15 protein-coding genes are annotated in these 14,467 nt (G+C 60.8%); 10 read left to right on the top strand and 5 right to left on the bottom strand.

All coding sequences use genetic code 11. The features are described 5' to 3' along the window. Positions 1-17: 17 nt before the first annotated feature. Positions 18-683, top strand: a complete 666-nt coding sequence (locus ACLBW8_RS19495) for a TetR/AcrR family transcriptional regulator (protein ID WP_128587730.1) — start codon at positions 18-20, stop codon at positions 681-683. A 121-nt stretch (positions 684-804) separates the two neighbouring features. On the opposite strand, the gene ACLBW8_RS19490 is transcribed toward ACLBW8_RS19495, so the two are convergent. After that, positions 805-1,659, bottom strand: coding sequence for a shikimate dehydrogenase (locus ACLBW8_RS19490; protein ID WP_447806112.1), 855 nt, complete (start codon positions 1,657-1,659; stop codon positions 805-807). 5 nt (positions 1,660-1,664) lie between these two features. After that, positions 1,665-2,105: a type II 3-dehydroquinate dehydratase gene (gene aroQ / locus ACLBW8_RS19485; RefSeq protein WP_017253796.1), complete on the bottom strand. Its 441-nt coding sequence runs from the start codon at positions 2,103-2,105 to the stop codon at positions 1,665-1,667. Positions 2,106-2,378: 273 nt separating this feature from the next. Between aroQ and ACLBW8_RS19480 the strand changes: the two genes are divergently transcribed. Together ACLBW8_RS19480 and ACLBW8_RS19475 are read left to right on the top strand one after the other, a co-directional pair. Next, the gene (locus ACLBW8_RS19480) at positions 2,379-2,807 is read left to right on the top strand and encodes a DUF4160 domain-containing protein (RefSeq protein WP_447806111.1); all 429 of its coding nucleotides are present in this window, start codon (positions 2,379-2,381) and stop codon (positions 2,805-2,807) included. Beyond that, a complete protein-coding gene (locus ACLBW8_RS19475; protein WP_447806110.1) occupies positions 2,804-3,244 on the top strand; it encodes a DUF2442 domain-containing protein in 441 nt (146 codons plus the stop codon). The genes ACLBW8_RS19480 and ACLBW8_RS19475 overlap by 4 nt, the downstream gene beginning before the upstream one ends. Before the next feature lie 6 nt (positions 3,245-3,250). Here ACLBW8_RS19475 and trmA read toward each other — a convergent pair whose 3' ends face one another. Both trmA and ACLBW8_RS19465 read right to left on the bottom strand, forming a co-directional pair. Then, a complete protein-coding gene (gene trmA / locus ACLBW8_RS19470; protein WP_447806109.1) occupies positions 3,251-4,330 on the bottom strand; it encodes a tRNA (uridine(54)-C5)-methyltransferase TrmA in 1,080 nt (359 codons plus the stop codon). Beyond that, positions 4,327-5,622 (bottom strand): NCS2 family permease, encoded by a 1,296-nt coding sequence (locus ACLBW8_RS19465; RefSeq protein ID WP_064454233.1) that lies wholly within the window; start codon positions 5,620-5,622, stop codon positions 4,327-4,329. Before ACLBW8_RS19465 ends, trmA begins: the two co-directional genes overlap by 4 nt. Positions 5,623-5,832: 210 nt before the next feature. Between ACLBW8_RS19465 and ACLBW8_RS19460 the strand changes: the two genes are divergently transcribed. From ACLBW8_RS19460 to ACLBW8_RS19445, 4 genes are all read left to right on the top strand, one after another. Next, complete coding sequence (locus tag ACLBW8_RS19460; RefSeq protein WP_064454232.1) at positions 5,833-6,276, top strand: DUF4879 domain-containing protein; 444 nt, start codon at positions 5,833-5,835, stop codon at positions 6,274-6,276. Positions 6,277-6,372: 96 nt separating this feature from the next. Continuing rightward, complete coding sequence (locus tag ACLBW8_RS19455; protein ID WP_447806108.1) at positions 6,373-6,897, top strand: (2Fe-2S)-binding protein; 525 nt, start codon at positions 6,373-6,375, stop codon at positions 6,895-6,897. Further along, positions 6,894-7,883, top strand: coding sequence for an FAD binding domain-containing protein (locus tag ACLBW8_RS19450; protein ID WP_064454230.1), 990 nt, complete (start codon positions 6,894-6,896; stop codon positions 7,881-7,883). The genes ACLBW8_RS19455 and ACLBW8_RS19450 overlap by 4 nt, the downstream gene beginning before the upstream one ends. After that, the gene (locus tag ACLBW8_RS19445; RefSeq protein WP_447806107.1) at positions 7,880-10,063 is read left to right on the top strand and encodes a xanthine dehydrogenase family protein molybdopterin-binding subunit; all 2,184 of its coding nucleotides are present in this window, start codon (positions 7,880-7,882) and stop codon (positions 10,061-10,063) included. The genes ACLBW8_RS19450 and ACLBW8_RS19445 overlap by 4 nt, the downstream gene beginning before the upstream one ends. Before the next feature lie 156 nt (positions 10,064-10,219). Here the strand turns inward: ACLBW8_RS19445 and ACLBW8_RS19440 are convergent, their stop codons facing one another. Beyond that, positions 10,220-11,458: an MFS transporter gene (locus tag ACLBW8_RS19440; protein WP_262666312.1), complete on the bottom strand. Its 1,239-nt coding sequence runs from the start codon at positions 11,456-11,458 to the stop codon at positions 10,220-10,222. A 329-nt stretch (positions 11,459-11,787) separates the two neighbouring features. Between ACLBW8_RS19440 and ACLBW8_RS19435 the strand changes: the two genes are divergently transcribed. From ACLBW8_RS19435 to ACLBW8_RS19425, 3 genes are read left to right on the top strand one after another with little or no spacing between them, the layout of a single operon-like run. After that, positions 11,788-13,227 carry a cytochrome ubiquinol oxidase subunit I gene (locus ACLBW8_RS19435; RefSeq protein ID WP_447806106.1) on the top strand — a complete coding sequence of 480 codons (1,440 nt, stop codon included), beginning with the start codon at positions 11,788-11,790 and terminating at the stop codon, positions 13,225-13,227. Between the two features lies 1 nt (position 13,228). Next, on the top strand, positions 13,229-14,236 hold the full coding sequence (gene cydB, locus ACLBW8_RS19430) for a cytochrome d ubiquinol oxidase subunit II (RefSeq protein WP_053258117.1): 1,008 nt from the start codon (positions 13,229-13,231) through the stop codon (positions 14,234-14,236). Positions 14,237-14,248: 12 nt separating this feature from the next. Next, positions 14,249-14,416 carry a DUF2474 domain-containing protein gene (locus ACLBW8_RS19425; protein ID WP_064502999.1) on the top strand — a complete coding sequence of 56 codons (168 nt, stop codon included), beginning with the start codon at positions 14,249-14,251 and terminating at the stop codon, positions 14,414-14,416. Positions 14,417-14,467 lie beyond the last annotated feature (51 nt).

The following is a 14,467-nucleotide window of genomic DNA, read 5'->3' as shown; positions in this document are numbered from 1 at the left end:
ATGGCCGTGAGCGCACCATGACCTCGAGTCCCGATCTCCCCGCGGTGTCAGACGCACCGCGCAAGAGTCGTAAGAACAATCCGGAAAAGACCCGCGAAAACATCCTGCAGGAAGCCATCGTCGAGTTTGTTCAACAGGGCCTGTCCGGCGCTCGCGTGGATGCGATTGCTGAGCGTATCCACACCTCAAAACGCATGATCTATTACTACTTCGGCAGCAAGGAGCAGTTGTACGTCGAGGTGCTGGAAAAGCTCTACGGCGATATTCGCAACACGGAAACCCGCATGAACCTCACGGCCCTGGAACCGCGCGAAGCGATTCGCAGGCTGGTGGAGTTCACCTTTGATCACCACGACCAGAACGTGGACTTCGTGCGCATTGTCAGCATCGAAAATATCAACAACGCCGAGTACGTAAAGCGCTCGGATTCGATCAAGGCAATGAACAGCAACATCCTCGAAGGGTTGGGGGCTACGTTGCGGCGGGGTGCTGAGATGGGCGTATTTCGCCAAGGATTGAATCCGCTGGACGTGCACTTGCTGATCAACTCATTCAGCTTCTACCGCGTGTCCAATCGCCATACGTTCAGTGAGATCTTTCAGATCGAGCTGTCGGATGAGGCCGTCAAACAGCGGCATCGCGAGATGATTTGTGAATCGGTGATGCGTTACCTGCAGGCTTGAGGATACCGCAGAACCGGATGTGGAGCGGGCTTGCTCGCGAATGCGCAGTATCAGTCCATACCTCCGGCGACTGATACACCGCTTTCGCGAGCAAGCCCGCTCCCACAGTTGAATTGGGTTTCTACTGCGAGGTGTTCATGCTCTGAAAATGCGCCAACATCCTTTGCGCATCCGGCGCTTCGCCACTGAACAACTCAAACGCCTTCACCGCCTGAAACACCGCCATGTTGCCGCCATCCAGCGTGCGGCAGCCCAAGGCGCGGGCGCTGCGTAGCAGCTCGGTTTCCAGTGGGAAATACACGATTTCCGCGACCCACAACTCAGCCCGTAACAGGGCAGGCGGCACCGGCGTGCCGGGCAGCTTGGCCATGCCCATCGGCGTGGTGTTGACCAAACCATCCGCCTCGGCCATGGCGTTTTCCAGGTGGTTGCCGACCTGGGCGCGACCGGCCCCGAAACGCTGCGCAAGGTTATCCACAAGGTCTCGGGCACGGCTGGCGTCCACGTCGAAAATGCTCAAGTGCTCCACGCCTTCGGCCAGCAGCGCATGAGCCACCGCTGCACCGGCACCGCCGGCACCCATCTGGACGACACGGTGGCGGGCAACGTCATTCAAGTTCCTGCGAAAACCTTCGGCGAACCCCAGGCAATCGGTGTTGTGGCCGATGCGTTTACCCGCCTTGAATACCACCGTGTTAACCGCCCCAATGCCCCGGGCCTCGTCGGATAATTCATCAAGCAGCGGCAGGATCGCCTGCTTGCACGGGTAGGTAATGTTCAACCCGGTGAACTGCATCACCTCGGCCGCATTCAGCAGGTCGGGCAAGGCGCTGATGCTCAGTTGCAGTGGTTCCAGATCGATCAGGCGGTACAAATATCGCAAGCCTTGGGCGTCACCTTCCTGCTCATGCAAGGCGGGGGTGCGGGAGGCCTGGATGCCCGAGCCGATCAGGCCGGCGAGGATACGCGGTTTCATCGGACTCATCCCTTCAAGGTGTGGCTGAAGTGTTCCAGGGCCAGGTGATAGCCGTGGCTGCCAAACCCGGCGAGTACCGCCTTGGCGATGGGTGAGACAAAAGAGTGATGCCGAAACGCCTCTCGCGCATGCACATTGGATAAATGCACTTCGATCACTGGCACTTCACTGGCGACCAGTGCGTCGCGAATCGCCACCGAGGTGTGGGTCCAGGCCGCCGGGTTGATCACGATCCCGGCGCAGCGGGCGCGGGCACCGTGGATCCAGTCAAGTAATTCGCCTTCGTGGTTGGTCTGGCGGAATTCGATTTTCAGCCCTAGTTTTTCGGCGCTGCGGCCACACAGCGCAGCCACGTCGGCCAGGGTTTCATGGCCGTAGGTAGCGGGCTCGCGGGTACCGAGCAGGTTGAGATTGGGGCCGTTGAGTACCAGCACGATCGGCGGCATAAGGGGTGTCTCCACAGTTATTATTGGTTGTGGAGATAAAATGTACTGAATGGTTAATTTGGTCAATTGGTGGCCGCGTATGTGTTCGATTATCGAACTGTTAATCGGTAATAGCTGATCTCCAGACGCGGCCATGCGCGGTTACAAGACGGTATTCGACGCTTCCTCCTTCACGACTAACCTGTGAAAAACCTCCCTGATCACGCAGCCGGCTATCGGGCTGCAGGAGGAAAAGTGTTTCCTGACAGAAAATAACCTAACGGATGGGTTACGATGAAAGTAGGGGCTTACAAAGGATATGTGATTGCGGTTTTTCTCAGGGACGAACATTGCCCGCCTCACGTACATGTCAGGGGAGAGGCATGGGATGCACGCTTTCGTTTCAGCTTTCAGGATGGAGGCGTGGCGTTGTGGGATGTGAACCCCGAACGGTGCCGGCCAGCGGGCGCGATTCTGGAAGGTATTCGCCAGGCCCTCATGCAACCGCATTATTTGGCGCGGGCGCGAAGGATCTGGTGGCAAAAGCTGCAAACGGTCTGCCTGGAGAACCATTCCTGGGACTGGGACGCTGATGAGTTAGTGCCAGGGTTAGTCATTCGGCGTGGTGTTTATGTGATCGCCAATGCCCGACACGATGTCGTTGGGCAGAGAACCATTTTGAATCTGGTGAGGGCGCCAGGTTGCGTGGAGATTGATTTATGAAAAAAATCGTAAAAGCCAAAATCTTGCCTGATCTACCGATCACTGAGGCTGATATCGACAAGGCCATCGTGCGTGGGCGCAAGCTGAAGCGCTTGTACGCCAATGCCAGTGATGTGCGTCACGAAGACGACTGCATCTCCATCGGCTTCGGCGATGGCAGCCGTATCGTGCTGCCGGTGGCCGGGCTCGCGGAGTTCGAAGGGTTTTCTGCGCAGGACTTTCAGCAACTGGAGGTCGGGTTTGGTGGCAAGGCGCTGTGCTGTGAAGCCCGTGACCTGCACGTCTCCATCAGTGGCCTGATTGCTACGAGCCAGCCCTTGATGGACCTGGCTGCAAGCATGGTGGCGTCGCGTAACGGGCGTAAAAGCAGTGCCGCCAAGTCCGCCGCCGCCCGAGCCAATGGCAAGAAGGGCGGCCGGCCACGCAAGGACACGTGAGCGTGTTTAACGCCGGGTCAACAACACGCCGGATTCCATATGGTGCGTCCACGGGAACTGGTCAAACATCGCACACTGGGTAATCCGGTGCGTGTCGTGCAATTGCGCAATGTTCGCAGCCAGGGTCTCCGGGTTGCAGGAGATGTACAGGATGTTGTCGAAGCGTCGGGTCAGTTCGCAGGTGTCCGGGTCCATGCCCGCACGCGGCGGGTCGACGAAGACACTCCCGAATTCGTAGCTTTTCAGGTCGATGCCGTGCAGGCGGCGGAACGGACGCACTTCGTTAAGTGCTTCGGTGAGTTCTTCGGCGGAGAGGCGCACCAGGGTGACGTTATCCACCGCGTTTTCATCGAGGTTGCTCAGGGCCGCGTTTACCGAGGTTTTGCTGATTTCGGTGGCCAGCACTTTTCGTACGCGGGTAGCCAAAGGCAGCGTGAAGTTGCCATTGCCGCAATACAGCTCCAACAAATCATCCGGACGATCACCCAAGGCGTCGTACGCCCAGTTGAGCATCTTCTGGTTCACCGTGCCGTTGGGCTGGGTAAACGCACCTTCGGGTTGGCGATAGCTGAAGGTGCGGCCGCCGACTTCGAGCTTTTCAACCACGTAGTCGTGGCCGATAACATCGCGCTTGCCCTTGGAGCGGCCGATGATGCTGACATTCAAGTCGGCAGCGAGCTTGTTCGCCGCAGTGTGCCAATGCTCGTCAAGCGGGCGGTGATAACACAGGGTGATCATCGCGTCGCCGGCCAAGGTGGTGAGGAACTCCACCTGGAACAGCTTGTGGCTCAGGGCGGCGCTGGCCTGCCAGGCAGCCTTGAGTTGCGGCATCAACTGGTTGATGCGTTGGCTGGCGATGGGGAACTCTTCGATCAGGATCGGCGTGCGCTTGTCGTCCTGGGAAAACATCGCGTAGTGACGTTCACCGCCTTCGCGCCACAGGCGGAACTCCGCCCGCAGGCGGAAGTTCTGCAACGGTGAATCGAAGACCTGCGGCTCGGGCGCATCGAAGGGTGCCAGCAGGTCACGCAGGCGCGTGACCTTGTCTTGCAGTTGAGCGGTGTAGCTTGCGGCGTCAAAAGTCATGCGTTGAACCAGCCCAGCTTGATCACAAACAGAATCGACAGGATCACCAGTGCCGGGTTCAGCTCACGGTAGCGGCCCGAAAGCAGCTTGATGGCGGTCCAGGCGATGAAACCGAAGGCAATGCCGTTGGCGATGGAGTAAGTGAAGGGCATTGCCAGGGCGGTGATCACCACCGGCGCTGCAACAGTAATGTCATCCCAGTCGATTTCGGCCAGGCCCGAGGTCATCAGCACGGCCACGAACAGCAGCGCCGGCGCGGTCGCGAAGGCTGGAACGCTGGCAGCCAATGGCGAGAAGAACAGCGCCAGCAGGAACAGGATCGCGACCACGACGGCGGTCAAGCCGGTGCGGCCACCGGCACTCACGCCCGCAGCGGATTCGATGTAGCTGGTGGTGGTCGAGGTGCCCAGCAGCGAACCGGCCATGGCCGCGGTGCTGTCGGCGATCAGCGCACGGCCCATTTTCGGCATGTGGCCGTCTTTGCCCATCAGGCCGGCGCGCTTGGCAACGCCGATCAGGGTGCCGGAGTTGTCGAACAGGTCCACGAACAGGAAAGCGAAAATCACGCTGACCAAGCCGATATCCAGTGCGCCTTTGATATCCAGCTGCAGGAAGGTTGGGGCCAGGGACGGTGGCATCGACGTCACGCCGCCGAACGGGGTGAAACCCATGGCGATGGACACAATAGTCACCGCGAGGATGCCGATCAGTACAGCGCCGCGCACGGCCAGGGCTTCCAGCGCCACGATCAGCGCGAAACCGAGGGTGGCGAGGATCGGTGCCGGTTGTTTCAGGTCGCCCAGGCCCACCATGGTGGCCGGGTTGCTGACGACGATGCCGGCGTTGTGCAGGGCGATCAGCGCCAGGAACAGGCCGATACCGGCTGCAATCGCCGAGCGCAGGGGCAGCGGGATGCTGTTGATGATCCACTCACGGATGCGGAAGATCGACAGCAGGAAGAACAACACCGCCGAAATGAATACCGCGCCCAGCGCCACTTGCCAGGTGTGGCCCATGTGCAGGACCACGGTGTAGGTAAAGAAGGCATTGAGGCCCATGCCCGGCGCCAGTGCGATCGGGTAGTTGGCGATCAGGCCCATCACGGTCGAACCGATGGCGGCGGCCAGGCAGGTTGCGACAAACACCGCGCCCTTGTCCATGCCGGTTTCGCCGAGAATGCTCGGGTTCACGAACAGGATGTAGGCCATGGCCAAAAAGGTGGTGATACCCGCGAGAATCTCGGTGCGCACGTTGGTGTTGTGTGCTTTGAGTTGAAACAGCTTTTCCAGCATGCCGGCTCCCTGTGACGCTATTTTGCGTCGTTATTTGTTGACCTCTAAGTCAAAGCACAAACTGCGCCAAGCGCGTGTGGTTTCAGAGAGGATCGGAAAAAGCGGCGCATCATACCAGCAGCCGAAGGCCAATGGCGTATGGGCTTGGTTTTGATGGTCCATGGGCTTGAGGCATACTGCGCCGACGTTTAATACAGGGTCGTTAACAGCATGAAAAAAGCCAACGCCAGCAGTCTAGCTCTGTTCGCCGTTATCGGCCTTGGGCTGGTGGCACCGGCTTGGGGCGCGACTGCACCGGCCTTGAGCGAGGTGCGGGTGTTCAAGGTCGAGTCTGCCGGTTGCGCTGAAACGATCCCGGAGCGGGCGAGCAGCACACAGATGTGCACGCACCGTGGGCCCACCAAGGTTTCAGTGATGGAAGTCGGCCTGGGCAAAAGCCCGATGGGCCGTTTCGATGGTGCAGAATTGAACGGGCAACGCACGCCGGTATGCCAGGTGGGCAATATCAGCCAGACCTGTAATGGTGCGGGCACGGTGATGGGCTACATCTATGTATTCGACGTGAATGTCGAAGCGCCCGGCTGGTTCGAATACAGCAATTCCTCGATCAATGGCGCGCAAACCCCGCTGAAGACCCTGCTCAACATCCGCTGATCAATCTCCTTGAACGCTCGATACCCCGGGAAGTCGTACCCCTGAGACGGCGATTTCCCTGAACGCCGCGGATGTACACCAACCCGTGAGGTGTTTATGAGCGCAATTCCCAATGGTGCGGCGGCCCCACCGTTCGCCACCCACTCCATACGCCTGAGCCTCAACGGCCAGGACCGCCAACTGGACGTGTTGCCCTGGACCACCTTGCTGGATCTGCTGCGCGAGCAACTTGACCTGGTCGGCAGCAAAAAAGGCTGCGACCACGGCCAATGCGGCGCCTGCACGGTGTTGCGCGACGGTAAACGCGTGAACGCCTGCCTGACCCTGGCGGTGATGTGCGACGGCGCCGAGCTGACCACTGTCGAAGGCCTGGCCGACGGCGACGTGTTGCACCCGATGCAGCAGGCCTTTATCAAGCATGACGCGTTCCAGTGCGGCTACTGCACCCCTGGCCAGATTTGCTCGGCTATTGGCCTGGCCAATGAGGGCCGTGCCCACGATACGGCGCAAATTCAGGAACTGATGAGCGGCAACCTGTGCCGCTGCGGCGCCTACAGCAACATCCGCGATGCCATAGAAGAAGCCTTGCCCGCCTGCCGCGCAAAGGGAGGTGAGCAATGAACCCCTTCCAGTACAGCAAGCCGGCCGATGTGCACGAAGCGGTGCACCTGAGCAGTGCGGCGTCGCGCTTCATTGCCGGTGGCACCAACCTGCTCGACCTGATGAAAGAAAACATCAGCCGCCCCGAACACCTGATCGACATCACCGGCCTGCCGCTGCAAGGCGTTGAAGAGACCGCTGAGGGCGGCCTGATGATCGGTGCCTTGGTGAGCAATGCCGACCTGGCCTGGCACCCGCTGATCGAACAGCGTTACCCGTTGCTGTCCCAGGCCATCCTCGCCGGTGCTTCACCGCAATTGCGCAATATGGCCAGCACCGGTGGCAACCTGCTGCAGCGCACCCGTTGCTATTACTTTTATGACGCCAGCGTGCCCTGCAACAAGCGCGAACCGGGCAGTGGTTGCCCGGCGCGCACCGGCTTGAACCGCATCCATGCGATTCTCGGCGCCAGCGAGCACTGTGTGGCCACGCACCCCTCGGACATGTGTGTGGCCCTGGCGGCACTGGCGGCGCGGGTTCACGTGGAAGGGCGCGGCGGGGCGCGGGTCATTGAATTTGCTGACTTCCATCGGCTGCCCGGCGATACGCCGCAGCGCGATAACTTGCTGGCCGATGATGAGCTGATTACCGCCATCGAGCTGCCAGCCGACCATCTGGCCAACCACAGCCACTACCTGAAAATTCGCGACCGTGCGTCTTACGCATTCGCCTTGGTGTCCGTCGCCGCTGCCCTGGAACTGGACGGTGAGACCATCGTCGATGCCCGCCTGGCCCTTGGCGGCGTGGCCCACAAACCGTGGCGCGACCGCGCAGTGGAAGTCACGCTGATCGGCCAGACCGTCAGCCGCGAAACCTTCAGCAACGCCGCCGACGCTTTGCTGCAAGACGCCGAGCCGTTGGAGCACAACGCCTTCAAGGTAAAGCTGGCGCGCCGCGCAATTATTCGCGCCCTCAGCGACGCTGCCATCGCAGGAGAACGGTCATGACGGCTATCGGTAAACCCATGGATCGCGTTGACGGTCTGCTCAAGGTCACAGGTCAAGCGCGGTATGCCGGTGAGTTTCCCGACCAGGGCTTGCTGCATGCCAGCGTGGTCTCCAGCACCATCGCCAAAGGCCGGGTCGTCAGGATCGATGCCTCCAAAGCCCTGGCGCTGCCGGGCGTGGTCATGGTGCTCGATCACCTCAACCGGCCGAAACTCGCCAGCTACGATGACGCGTTCGCCGACGCCGACGCGGCGGACGGCTCGCCGTTTCGGCCTTTGTATAACGACCGTGTGCTCTACAGCGGCCAGCCATTGGCGTTGGTGATCGCCGACAACCTGGAGCTGGCGCGGCACGCCGGTTCGCTGGTGCAGATCGAGTACGCAAGCGAAGCCTTTGAAACCGACTTGCTGGCCATGCAGGAACAGGCGCACCCATCACCGCAAACGCCGCCCGCGCCACGCGGTAACTTCCAGGCGGAATGGGCCGCTGCTGCCGTCAACCTCGATGTGCACTACAGCACGCCCATCGAACACCACAACCCGATGGAGCCCCACGCCAGCACCGTGCTGTATCAGCCGGACGGCACCCTGCATATCCACGACAAGACCCAAGGCCCGCAGAACTGCCAGGCGTATGTGCAAAAAATCTTTGGTCTGGATAAAAGCCAGGTGCGCATCTTCGCTGCGTTCGTCGGTGGCGCCTTCGGTTCGGGCCTGCGCCCGCAATACCAGTTGCCGCTGGCGGTGATGGCAGCATTGGCGCTCAAGCGCTCGGTGCGTGTCACGCTCACCCGGCAACAGATGTTCACGTTCGGCTACCGGCCGCGCACTTTGCAGCGCTTGCAGATGGGCGCCGCTGCCAATGGCCGCCTGCTGGCGTTGGGGCATACCGCGATTGGCCAGACTTCCCGTTTCGAAGACTTCAGTGAACACGTGGTGGAGTGGAGCGGCATGCTCTACCACTGCGACAACGTGCAGCTGACTTACAAACTGGTGCCTCTGGACGTATTTACCCCGCTGGACATGCGGGCGCCGGGGGCTGCGCTGGGCGTGATCGGCCTGGAGTGCGCCATGGATGAACTGGCCTGCGCCTTGGGCATCGACCCGGTGCAACTGCGGCTGATCAACTATGCCGAGCGTAACCAGAACGAGGACAAACCCTGGTCGAGCAAAGCCTTGCGCGAGTGCTACAGCGAAGGCGCCGAGCGCTTCGGCTGGGCCCAGCGCAACCCGGAACCGCGCAGCATGCGCGACGGCAACCAGTTGATCGGCTGGGGCATGGCCGGTGGTGTGTGGGAAGCCTTGCAGATGAAGGCCAGCGCCAAGGCGCGGATCGACGCGAAGGGCCAATTGACGGTGAGCAGCGCCACCACCGATATCGGCACCGGCACTTATACGGTCATGACCCAGATTGCCGCCCAGGCCAGCGGTGTGGCGATGGCGGATATCCGCTTTTTGCTGGGGGATTCGTCATTGCCCACCGCGCCGTTGCAGGGCGGCTCGTTTACCGTGTCATCCGTCGGCACCGCCGTGCAGCAAGCCTGCGAAGCGTTGACTGGCAAACTGCTGGCCATTGCCCGGCAGACTTACCCGGTCTTCAAGGATGCAGAAACCGTGCGCTTTGAAGACGGCCAGTTGCACACCGGGGACGTGAGTGTGTCGTTGGCACAATTGGTCAAGGACAGTGGTGAAGATGCGTTGGAAGTGCAGGTCGACAGCGAGCCGGACAAAAAGCGTCAAGGCTATGCGAGCGCTACTCACTCGGCGGTGTTTGTCGAAGTTCAGGTAGACGAAGACCTTGGCACGATCAAGGTGCGTCGCGTGGTCAGCGCCATTGCCGCCGGGCGCGTAGTCAACCCGAAGATGGCGCGCAGCCAGATCCTGGGCGGTGTGGTGTGGGGCATTGGTATGGCGCTGCACGAAGAAACCCAGACCGACCACCAACTGGGGCGCAATATGAACCACAGCCTGGCCGAGTATCACATCCCGGTAAATGCCGATATCGGCGACATTGATGTGATTTTTGTCGAAGAGCACGACGAGATCGTCAACGCGCTCGGTTCCAAGGGCGTGGGTGAGATCGGCATTGTCGGTGTCGCGGCGGCCGTCGCGAATGCGATTTATCACGCCACCGGGAAGCGAGTACGGGACTTTCCCATCACCCTGGACAAGGTGCTTTAGCGCAAACCTTCAAACCACCGAAGATCAAAATGTGGGAGCGGGCTTGCTCGCGAATGCGGTGCATCAGTCAATACATTAGGTGACTGACACTTCGCATTCGCGAGCAAGCCCGCTCCCACCTTTACTGCATTCCAGCATCAAATCAGGCGGTGGGACTTAGACTTTGGCCTCTTCCACCGGCACATGCATGCGGTCGCGGTTGGCCAGGGACGGGAACAGCTTGATCCACACGCCCGTCACCAGCAGCGTACCGATCCCGCCCATGACCACGGCGGGCACGGTGCCGAACCAATGGGCGGTGATACCGGACTCGAACTCGCCCAACTGATTCGAAGCGCCGATAAACAGCCCGTTGACCGCACTGACGCGCCCGCGCATTTCATCAGGGGTTTCCAGCTGCACAAAGGAGGCGCGGATCACCATACTGATCATGTCCGCCGCGCCGAGCACCACCAGCACGGCCAGGGAAAACCAGAACGAAGTCGACAGCCCGAACGCGATGGTTGCTACGCCGAACACACCCACAGCGGTAAACATTACGCGACCGACCTGGCGGTCCACCGAGAACCGCGCCAGCCACAGCGACATCAACAACGCGCCCACCGCCGGTGCCGAACGCAGCAGGCCCAGGCCCCAGGCGCCGGTCAGCAGGATGTCTTTGGCGAACACCGGCAGCAACGCCGTGGCGCCGCCCAGCAGCACGGCGAACAAGTCGAGGGAGATGGCACCGAGGATGTCCGGGCGGCTGCGGATAAAGCGAACCCCGGCCAACAGCGAGTCCAGGGTGGCCTTGGCTTTGTTCAGCGGGGTCTGGCGGGCGGGCAGGTTGAGGGTCAGCACGCAGGCAATCAGGTACAGCGCCACCGTTGGGCCATACACCCACACGCTGCCGAATGCGTACAGCAAACCGCCGAGGGCCGGCGCGACGATGGTTGCCAGTTGCTGGGCCGACTGCGACGACGCCACGGCCCGCGGAAACAGTGCGCTGGGCACGATGCTCGGCAGCAGCGCCTGGGTAGTGGGCATTTCAAACGAGCGTGCGGCGCCGAGCAGGAAGGCCAGGATAAAGATCATTTCGCGGGTGACGTTGCCGGTCAGGCCGCCGATGGCCAGGGACAACGCAATCAGTGCCTGCACGGTTTGGCAGATGGCGGCGACCTTGCGCCGTTCATAACGATCGGCCACGTGCCCGGTATGCAACATGAACAGTACGCGCGGTACGAATTCCACCAGGCCGACCAAACCCAGGTCCAGCACGTTACCGGTCAGTTGGTAGAGGTTCCAGCCGATGGCCACGGTGAGCATCTGGAAGCCGCTGGCGGTGAAGATCCGTGCCAGCCAGAACGCGATGAAAGGGCGGTGGTGACGCAACAGCAACGCAGGTTCACTAGGCATCGGGAATACAGGTTCGGAGCGGAGGGAGCACCGAGGTTAGCATCAAGCTGTAACAAATAGTTGCAAGGGTTTGCTGGGCGCCGGGCTGAGACAAGCTGTCACGCGGCAAAAGACCACGCCTTCCTACAGCCAAAATGGGACTACTCTTTCAGCAATGCTTGATCCAGATCAAAACCGGCCCCGGGATTGTTCTGGCGGCCGAAAGGCCAGAATCCCTGCGTGATGGGTAAAAAAAGAAACGAATTGAAATTCGCCACACTCCATATCCGTGGGGGCAGTGGGTGCAGGCTCCCAGCCAGCAGCCGGTATTACCTGACAGAGGAAAACTTATGTTCGGTTTGGAGGCGCTAGATCTCGCCCGAATTCAATTCGCGTTCACCATCTCGTTCCACATCCTGTTCCCGGCGATCACCATCGGCCTGGCCAGTTACCTTGCGGTGCTCGAGGGCTTGTGGCTCAAGACTCACAACGACACCTACCGTGACCTCTACCATTTCTGGTCAAAGATCTTTGCCGTCAACTTCGGCATGGGTGTGGTCTCCGGGTTGGTCATGGCCTACCAGTTCGGCACCAACTGGAGCCGCTTCTCGGACTTCGCCGGCGCCGTTACCGGGCCGTTGCTGACCTATGAAGTGCTGACAGCCTTCTTCCTCGAGGCCGGTTTCCTCGGTGTGATGCTGTTCGGCTGGAACAAGGTCGGGCGCAAACTGCACTTCTTTGCCACGGTGATGGTGGCCGTCGGTACGTTGATCTCGACCTTCTGGATCCTGTCGTCCAACAGTTGGATGCAGACACCCCAGGGCTTCGAAATCGTGGACGGCCGCGTGATACCGACCGATTGGTTCGCCGTCGTCTTCAACCCGTCATTCCCGTATCGCCTGGCGCACATGGCCACGGCGGCGTTTGTGGCCACGGCGTTCTTCGTCGGTTCCTCGGCGGCCTGGCACTTGCTGCGCGGCAAGGACAACCCGGCGATCCGCACCATGTTGTCGATGGCGATGTGGATGGCTTTGATCGTCGCGCCTATCCAGGCGGTGATTGGCGACTTCCATGGCCTGAACACGCTGAAGCATCAGCCGGCGAAAATCGCCGCGATTGAAGGTCACTGGGAAAATATCGGCAACGAGCCGACGCCGTTGATCCTGTTCGGCTGGCCTGACATGAAAGCCGAGAAGACCAAATACGCGGTCGAAATCCCGTACCTGGGCAGCCTGATCCTGACCCACTCCCTGGACAAGCAAGTGCCGGCGCTCAAGGATTTCCCACCGGAGGACCGTCCCAACTCGACCATCGTGTTCTGGTCGTTCCGGGTCATGGTCGGCTTGGGTTTCCTGATGATCTTCACCGGTTTGTTCAGCCTGTGGCTGCGCCGGGGCGACAAGATGTATACCTCCAGGCCGTTCCTGTACGTGGCGTTGTGGATGGGCCCGTCCGGCTTGATCGCGATTCTCGCCGGCTGGTTCACCACCGAAATCGGTCGCCAGCCCTGGGTGGTCTACGGGTTGATGCGCACGGCGGATGCATCCTCCGGGCATAGCCTGGCGCAGATGACCATTACCCTGGTGTTGTTCGTGGTGGTGTACTTCGCGCTGTTCGGCGCCGGGTTGGGCTACATGATGCGTCTGGTGCGCAAAGGGCCTCAGACGCACGAAGGCTCCGAGCCAACCCATGGTGGGCCTGGGCAGAAACGCACACCGGCCCGTCCGTTGTCTGCGGCCGATGATGGCAGCGATGACGACCACACTCACATCCAGCACAAGGGGAATTGAGATGGGTATTGATCTTCCGCTGATCTGGGCCGTGATCATCATCTTCGGCATCATGATGTACGTGGTAATGGACGGTTTCGACCTGGGTATCGGCATTCTCTTCCCGTTTATCCCGGGCAAAGTCGACCGTGACGTGATGATGAACACCGTCGCCCCGGTTTGGGACGGCAACGAAACCTGGTTGGTCCTGGGGGGGGCGGCGCTGTTCGGTGCGTTCCCGCTGGCCTATTCGGTGGTGTTGTCGGCGTTGTACCTGCCGCTGATCCTGATGCTGATCGGGCTGATCTTCCGGGGCGTGGCCTTCGAGTTCCGCTTCAAGGCCAAGGACGATAAGCGTCACCTGTGGGACAAGGCGTTTATCGGCGGCTCCATCGCGGCGACGTTCTTCCAGGGCGTGGCGCTGGGGGCATTTATCGACGGCATCCCGGTGGTGAATCGCCAGTTTGCCGGCGGCTCACTCGACTGGGCCACGCCGTTCACGATGTTCTGCGGCGTGGCCCTGGTGGTCGCGTATGCCTTGCTCGGTTGCACCTGGCTGATCATGAAGACCGAAGGCAAGTTGCAGGAACAGATGCACAACCTGGCGCGGCCGTTGGCCTTTGTGGTGTTGGCGGTGATCGGTATCGTCAGCCTGTGGACGCCGCTGGCGCACCCGGAAATCGCTTCGCGCTGGTTCACCCTGCCGAACCTGTTCTGGTTCCTGCCGGTGCCCATCCTGGTGCTGGTGACCATGTACGGTTTGATCCGCGCAGTGGCGCGTAATGCGCACTACACGCCGTTCCTGCTGACACTGGTACTGATCTTCCTCGGCTACAGCGGCCTGGGGATCAGCCTGTGGCCGAACATCATTCCACCGTCTGTCTCGATCTGGGACGCCGCCGCGCCGCCGCAAAGCCAGGGCTTCATGCTGGTGGGCACGCTGTTCATCATCCCGTTTATCCTGGGTTACACCTTCTGGAGCTACTACGTGTTCCGCGGCAAGGTCACCCACGAAGACGGTTATCACTAGGAGGGTCGTAACATGCCCGGCAAACCTACGTTGCACGAGATCGAACAGGCCGAAAAACAGCCGTTGTGGCGGCGCCTGGGGTGGCTGGCGATGATCTGGACCGGCAGTGTGCTGGCCCTGTTCGTCGTGGCCAGCCTGATGCGTATGTTCATGAGCGCGGCCGGCCTGACGACTCACTGACATCCCGTTCCGGGCCTTGCGGCCCGGCTTTCAACCCTGCCTTTTGCAAGA

The sequence above is a fragment of the Pseudomonas sp. M5A4_2d genome (assembly GCF_053345295.1).
The sequence above is the reverse complement of the archived record's forward strand: the minus strand, read 5'-3'. Positions and strand labels throughout refer to the sequence as shown.

Excerpts from the sequence above, each read along its gene's own strand:
- ACLBW8_RS19480 (WP_447806111.1), top strand. The coding sequence starts at position 2,379 with ATGAAAGTAGGGGCTTACAAAGGATATGTGATTGCGGTTTTTCTCAGG.
- ACLBW8_RS19460 (WP_064454232.1), top strand. The coding sequence starts at position 5,833 with ATGAAAAAAGCCAACGCCAGCAGTCTAGCTCTGTTCGCCGTTATCGGC.
- ACLBW8_RS19440 (WP_262666312.1), bottom strand. The coding sequence starts at position 11,458 with ATGCCTAGTGAACCTGCGTTGCTGTTGCGTCACCACCGCCCTTTCATC.
- ACLBW8_RS19445 (WP_447806107.1), top strand. The coding sequence starts at position 7,880 with ATGACGGCTATCGGTAAACCCATGGATCGCGTTGACGGTCTGCTCAAG.
- trmA (WP_447806109.1), bottom strand. The coding sequence starts at position 4,330 with ATGACTTTTGACGCCGCAAGCTACACCGCTCAACTGCAAGACAAGGTC.
- ACLBW8_RS19495 (WP_128587730.1), top strand. The coding sequence starts at position 18 with ATGACCTCGAGTCCCGATCTCCCCGCGGTGTCAGACGCACCGCGCAAG.
- ACLBW8_RS19465 (WP_064454233.1), bottom strand. The coding sequence starts at position 5,622 with ATGCTGGAAAAGCTGTTTCAACTCAAAGCACACAACACCAACGTGCGC.
- ACLBW8_RS19450 (WP_064454230.1), top strand. The coding sequence starts at position 6,894 with ATGAACCCCTTCCAGTACAGCAAGCCGGCCGATGTGCACGAAGCGGTG.
- ACLBW8_RS19425 (WP_064502999.1), top strand. The coding sequence starts at position 14,249 with ATGCCCGGCAAACCTACGTTGCACGAGATCGAACAGGCCGAAAAACAG.
- ACLBW8_RS19490 (WP_447806112.1), bottom strand. The coding sequence starts at position 1,659 with ATGAAACCGCGTATCCTCGCCGGCCTGATCGGCTCGGGCATCCAGGCC.
- cydB (WP_053258117.1), top strand. The coding sequence starts at position 13,229 with ATGGGTATTGATCTTCCGCTGATCTGGGCCGTGATCATCATCTTCGGC.
- ACLBW8_RS19475 (WP_447806110.1), top strand. The coding sequence starts at position 2,804 with ATGAAAAAAATCGTAAAAGCCAAAATCTTGCCTGATCTACCGATCACT.
- ACLBW8_RS19435 (WP_447806106.1), top strand. The coding sequence starts at position 11,788 with ATGTTCGGTTTGGAGGCGCTAGATCTCGCCCGAATTCAATTCGCGTTC.
- aroQ (WP_017253796.1), bottom strand. The coding sequence starts at position 2,105 with ATGCCGCCGATCGTGCTGGTACTCAACGGCCCCAATCTCAACCTGCTC.
- ACLBW8_RS19455 (WP_447806108.1), top strand. The coding sequence starts at position 6,373 with ATGAGCGCAATTCCCAATGGTGCGGCGGCCCCACCGTTCGCCACCCAC.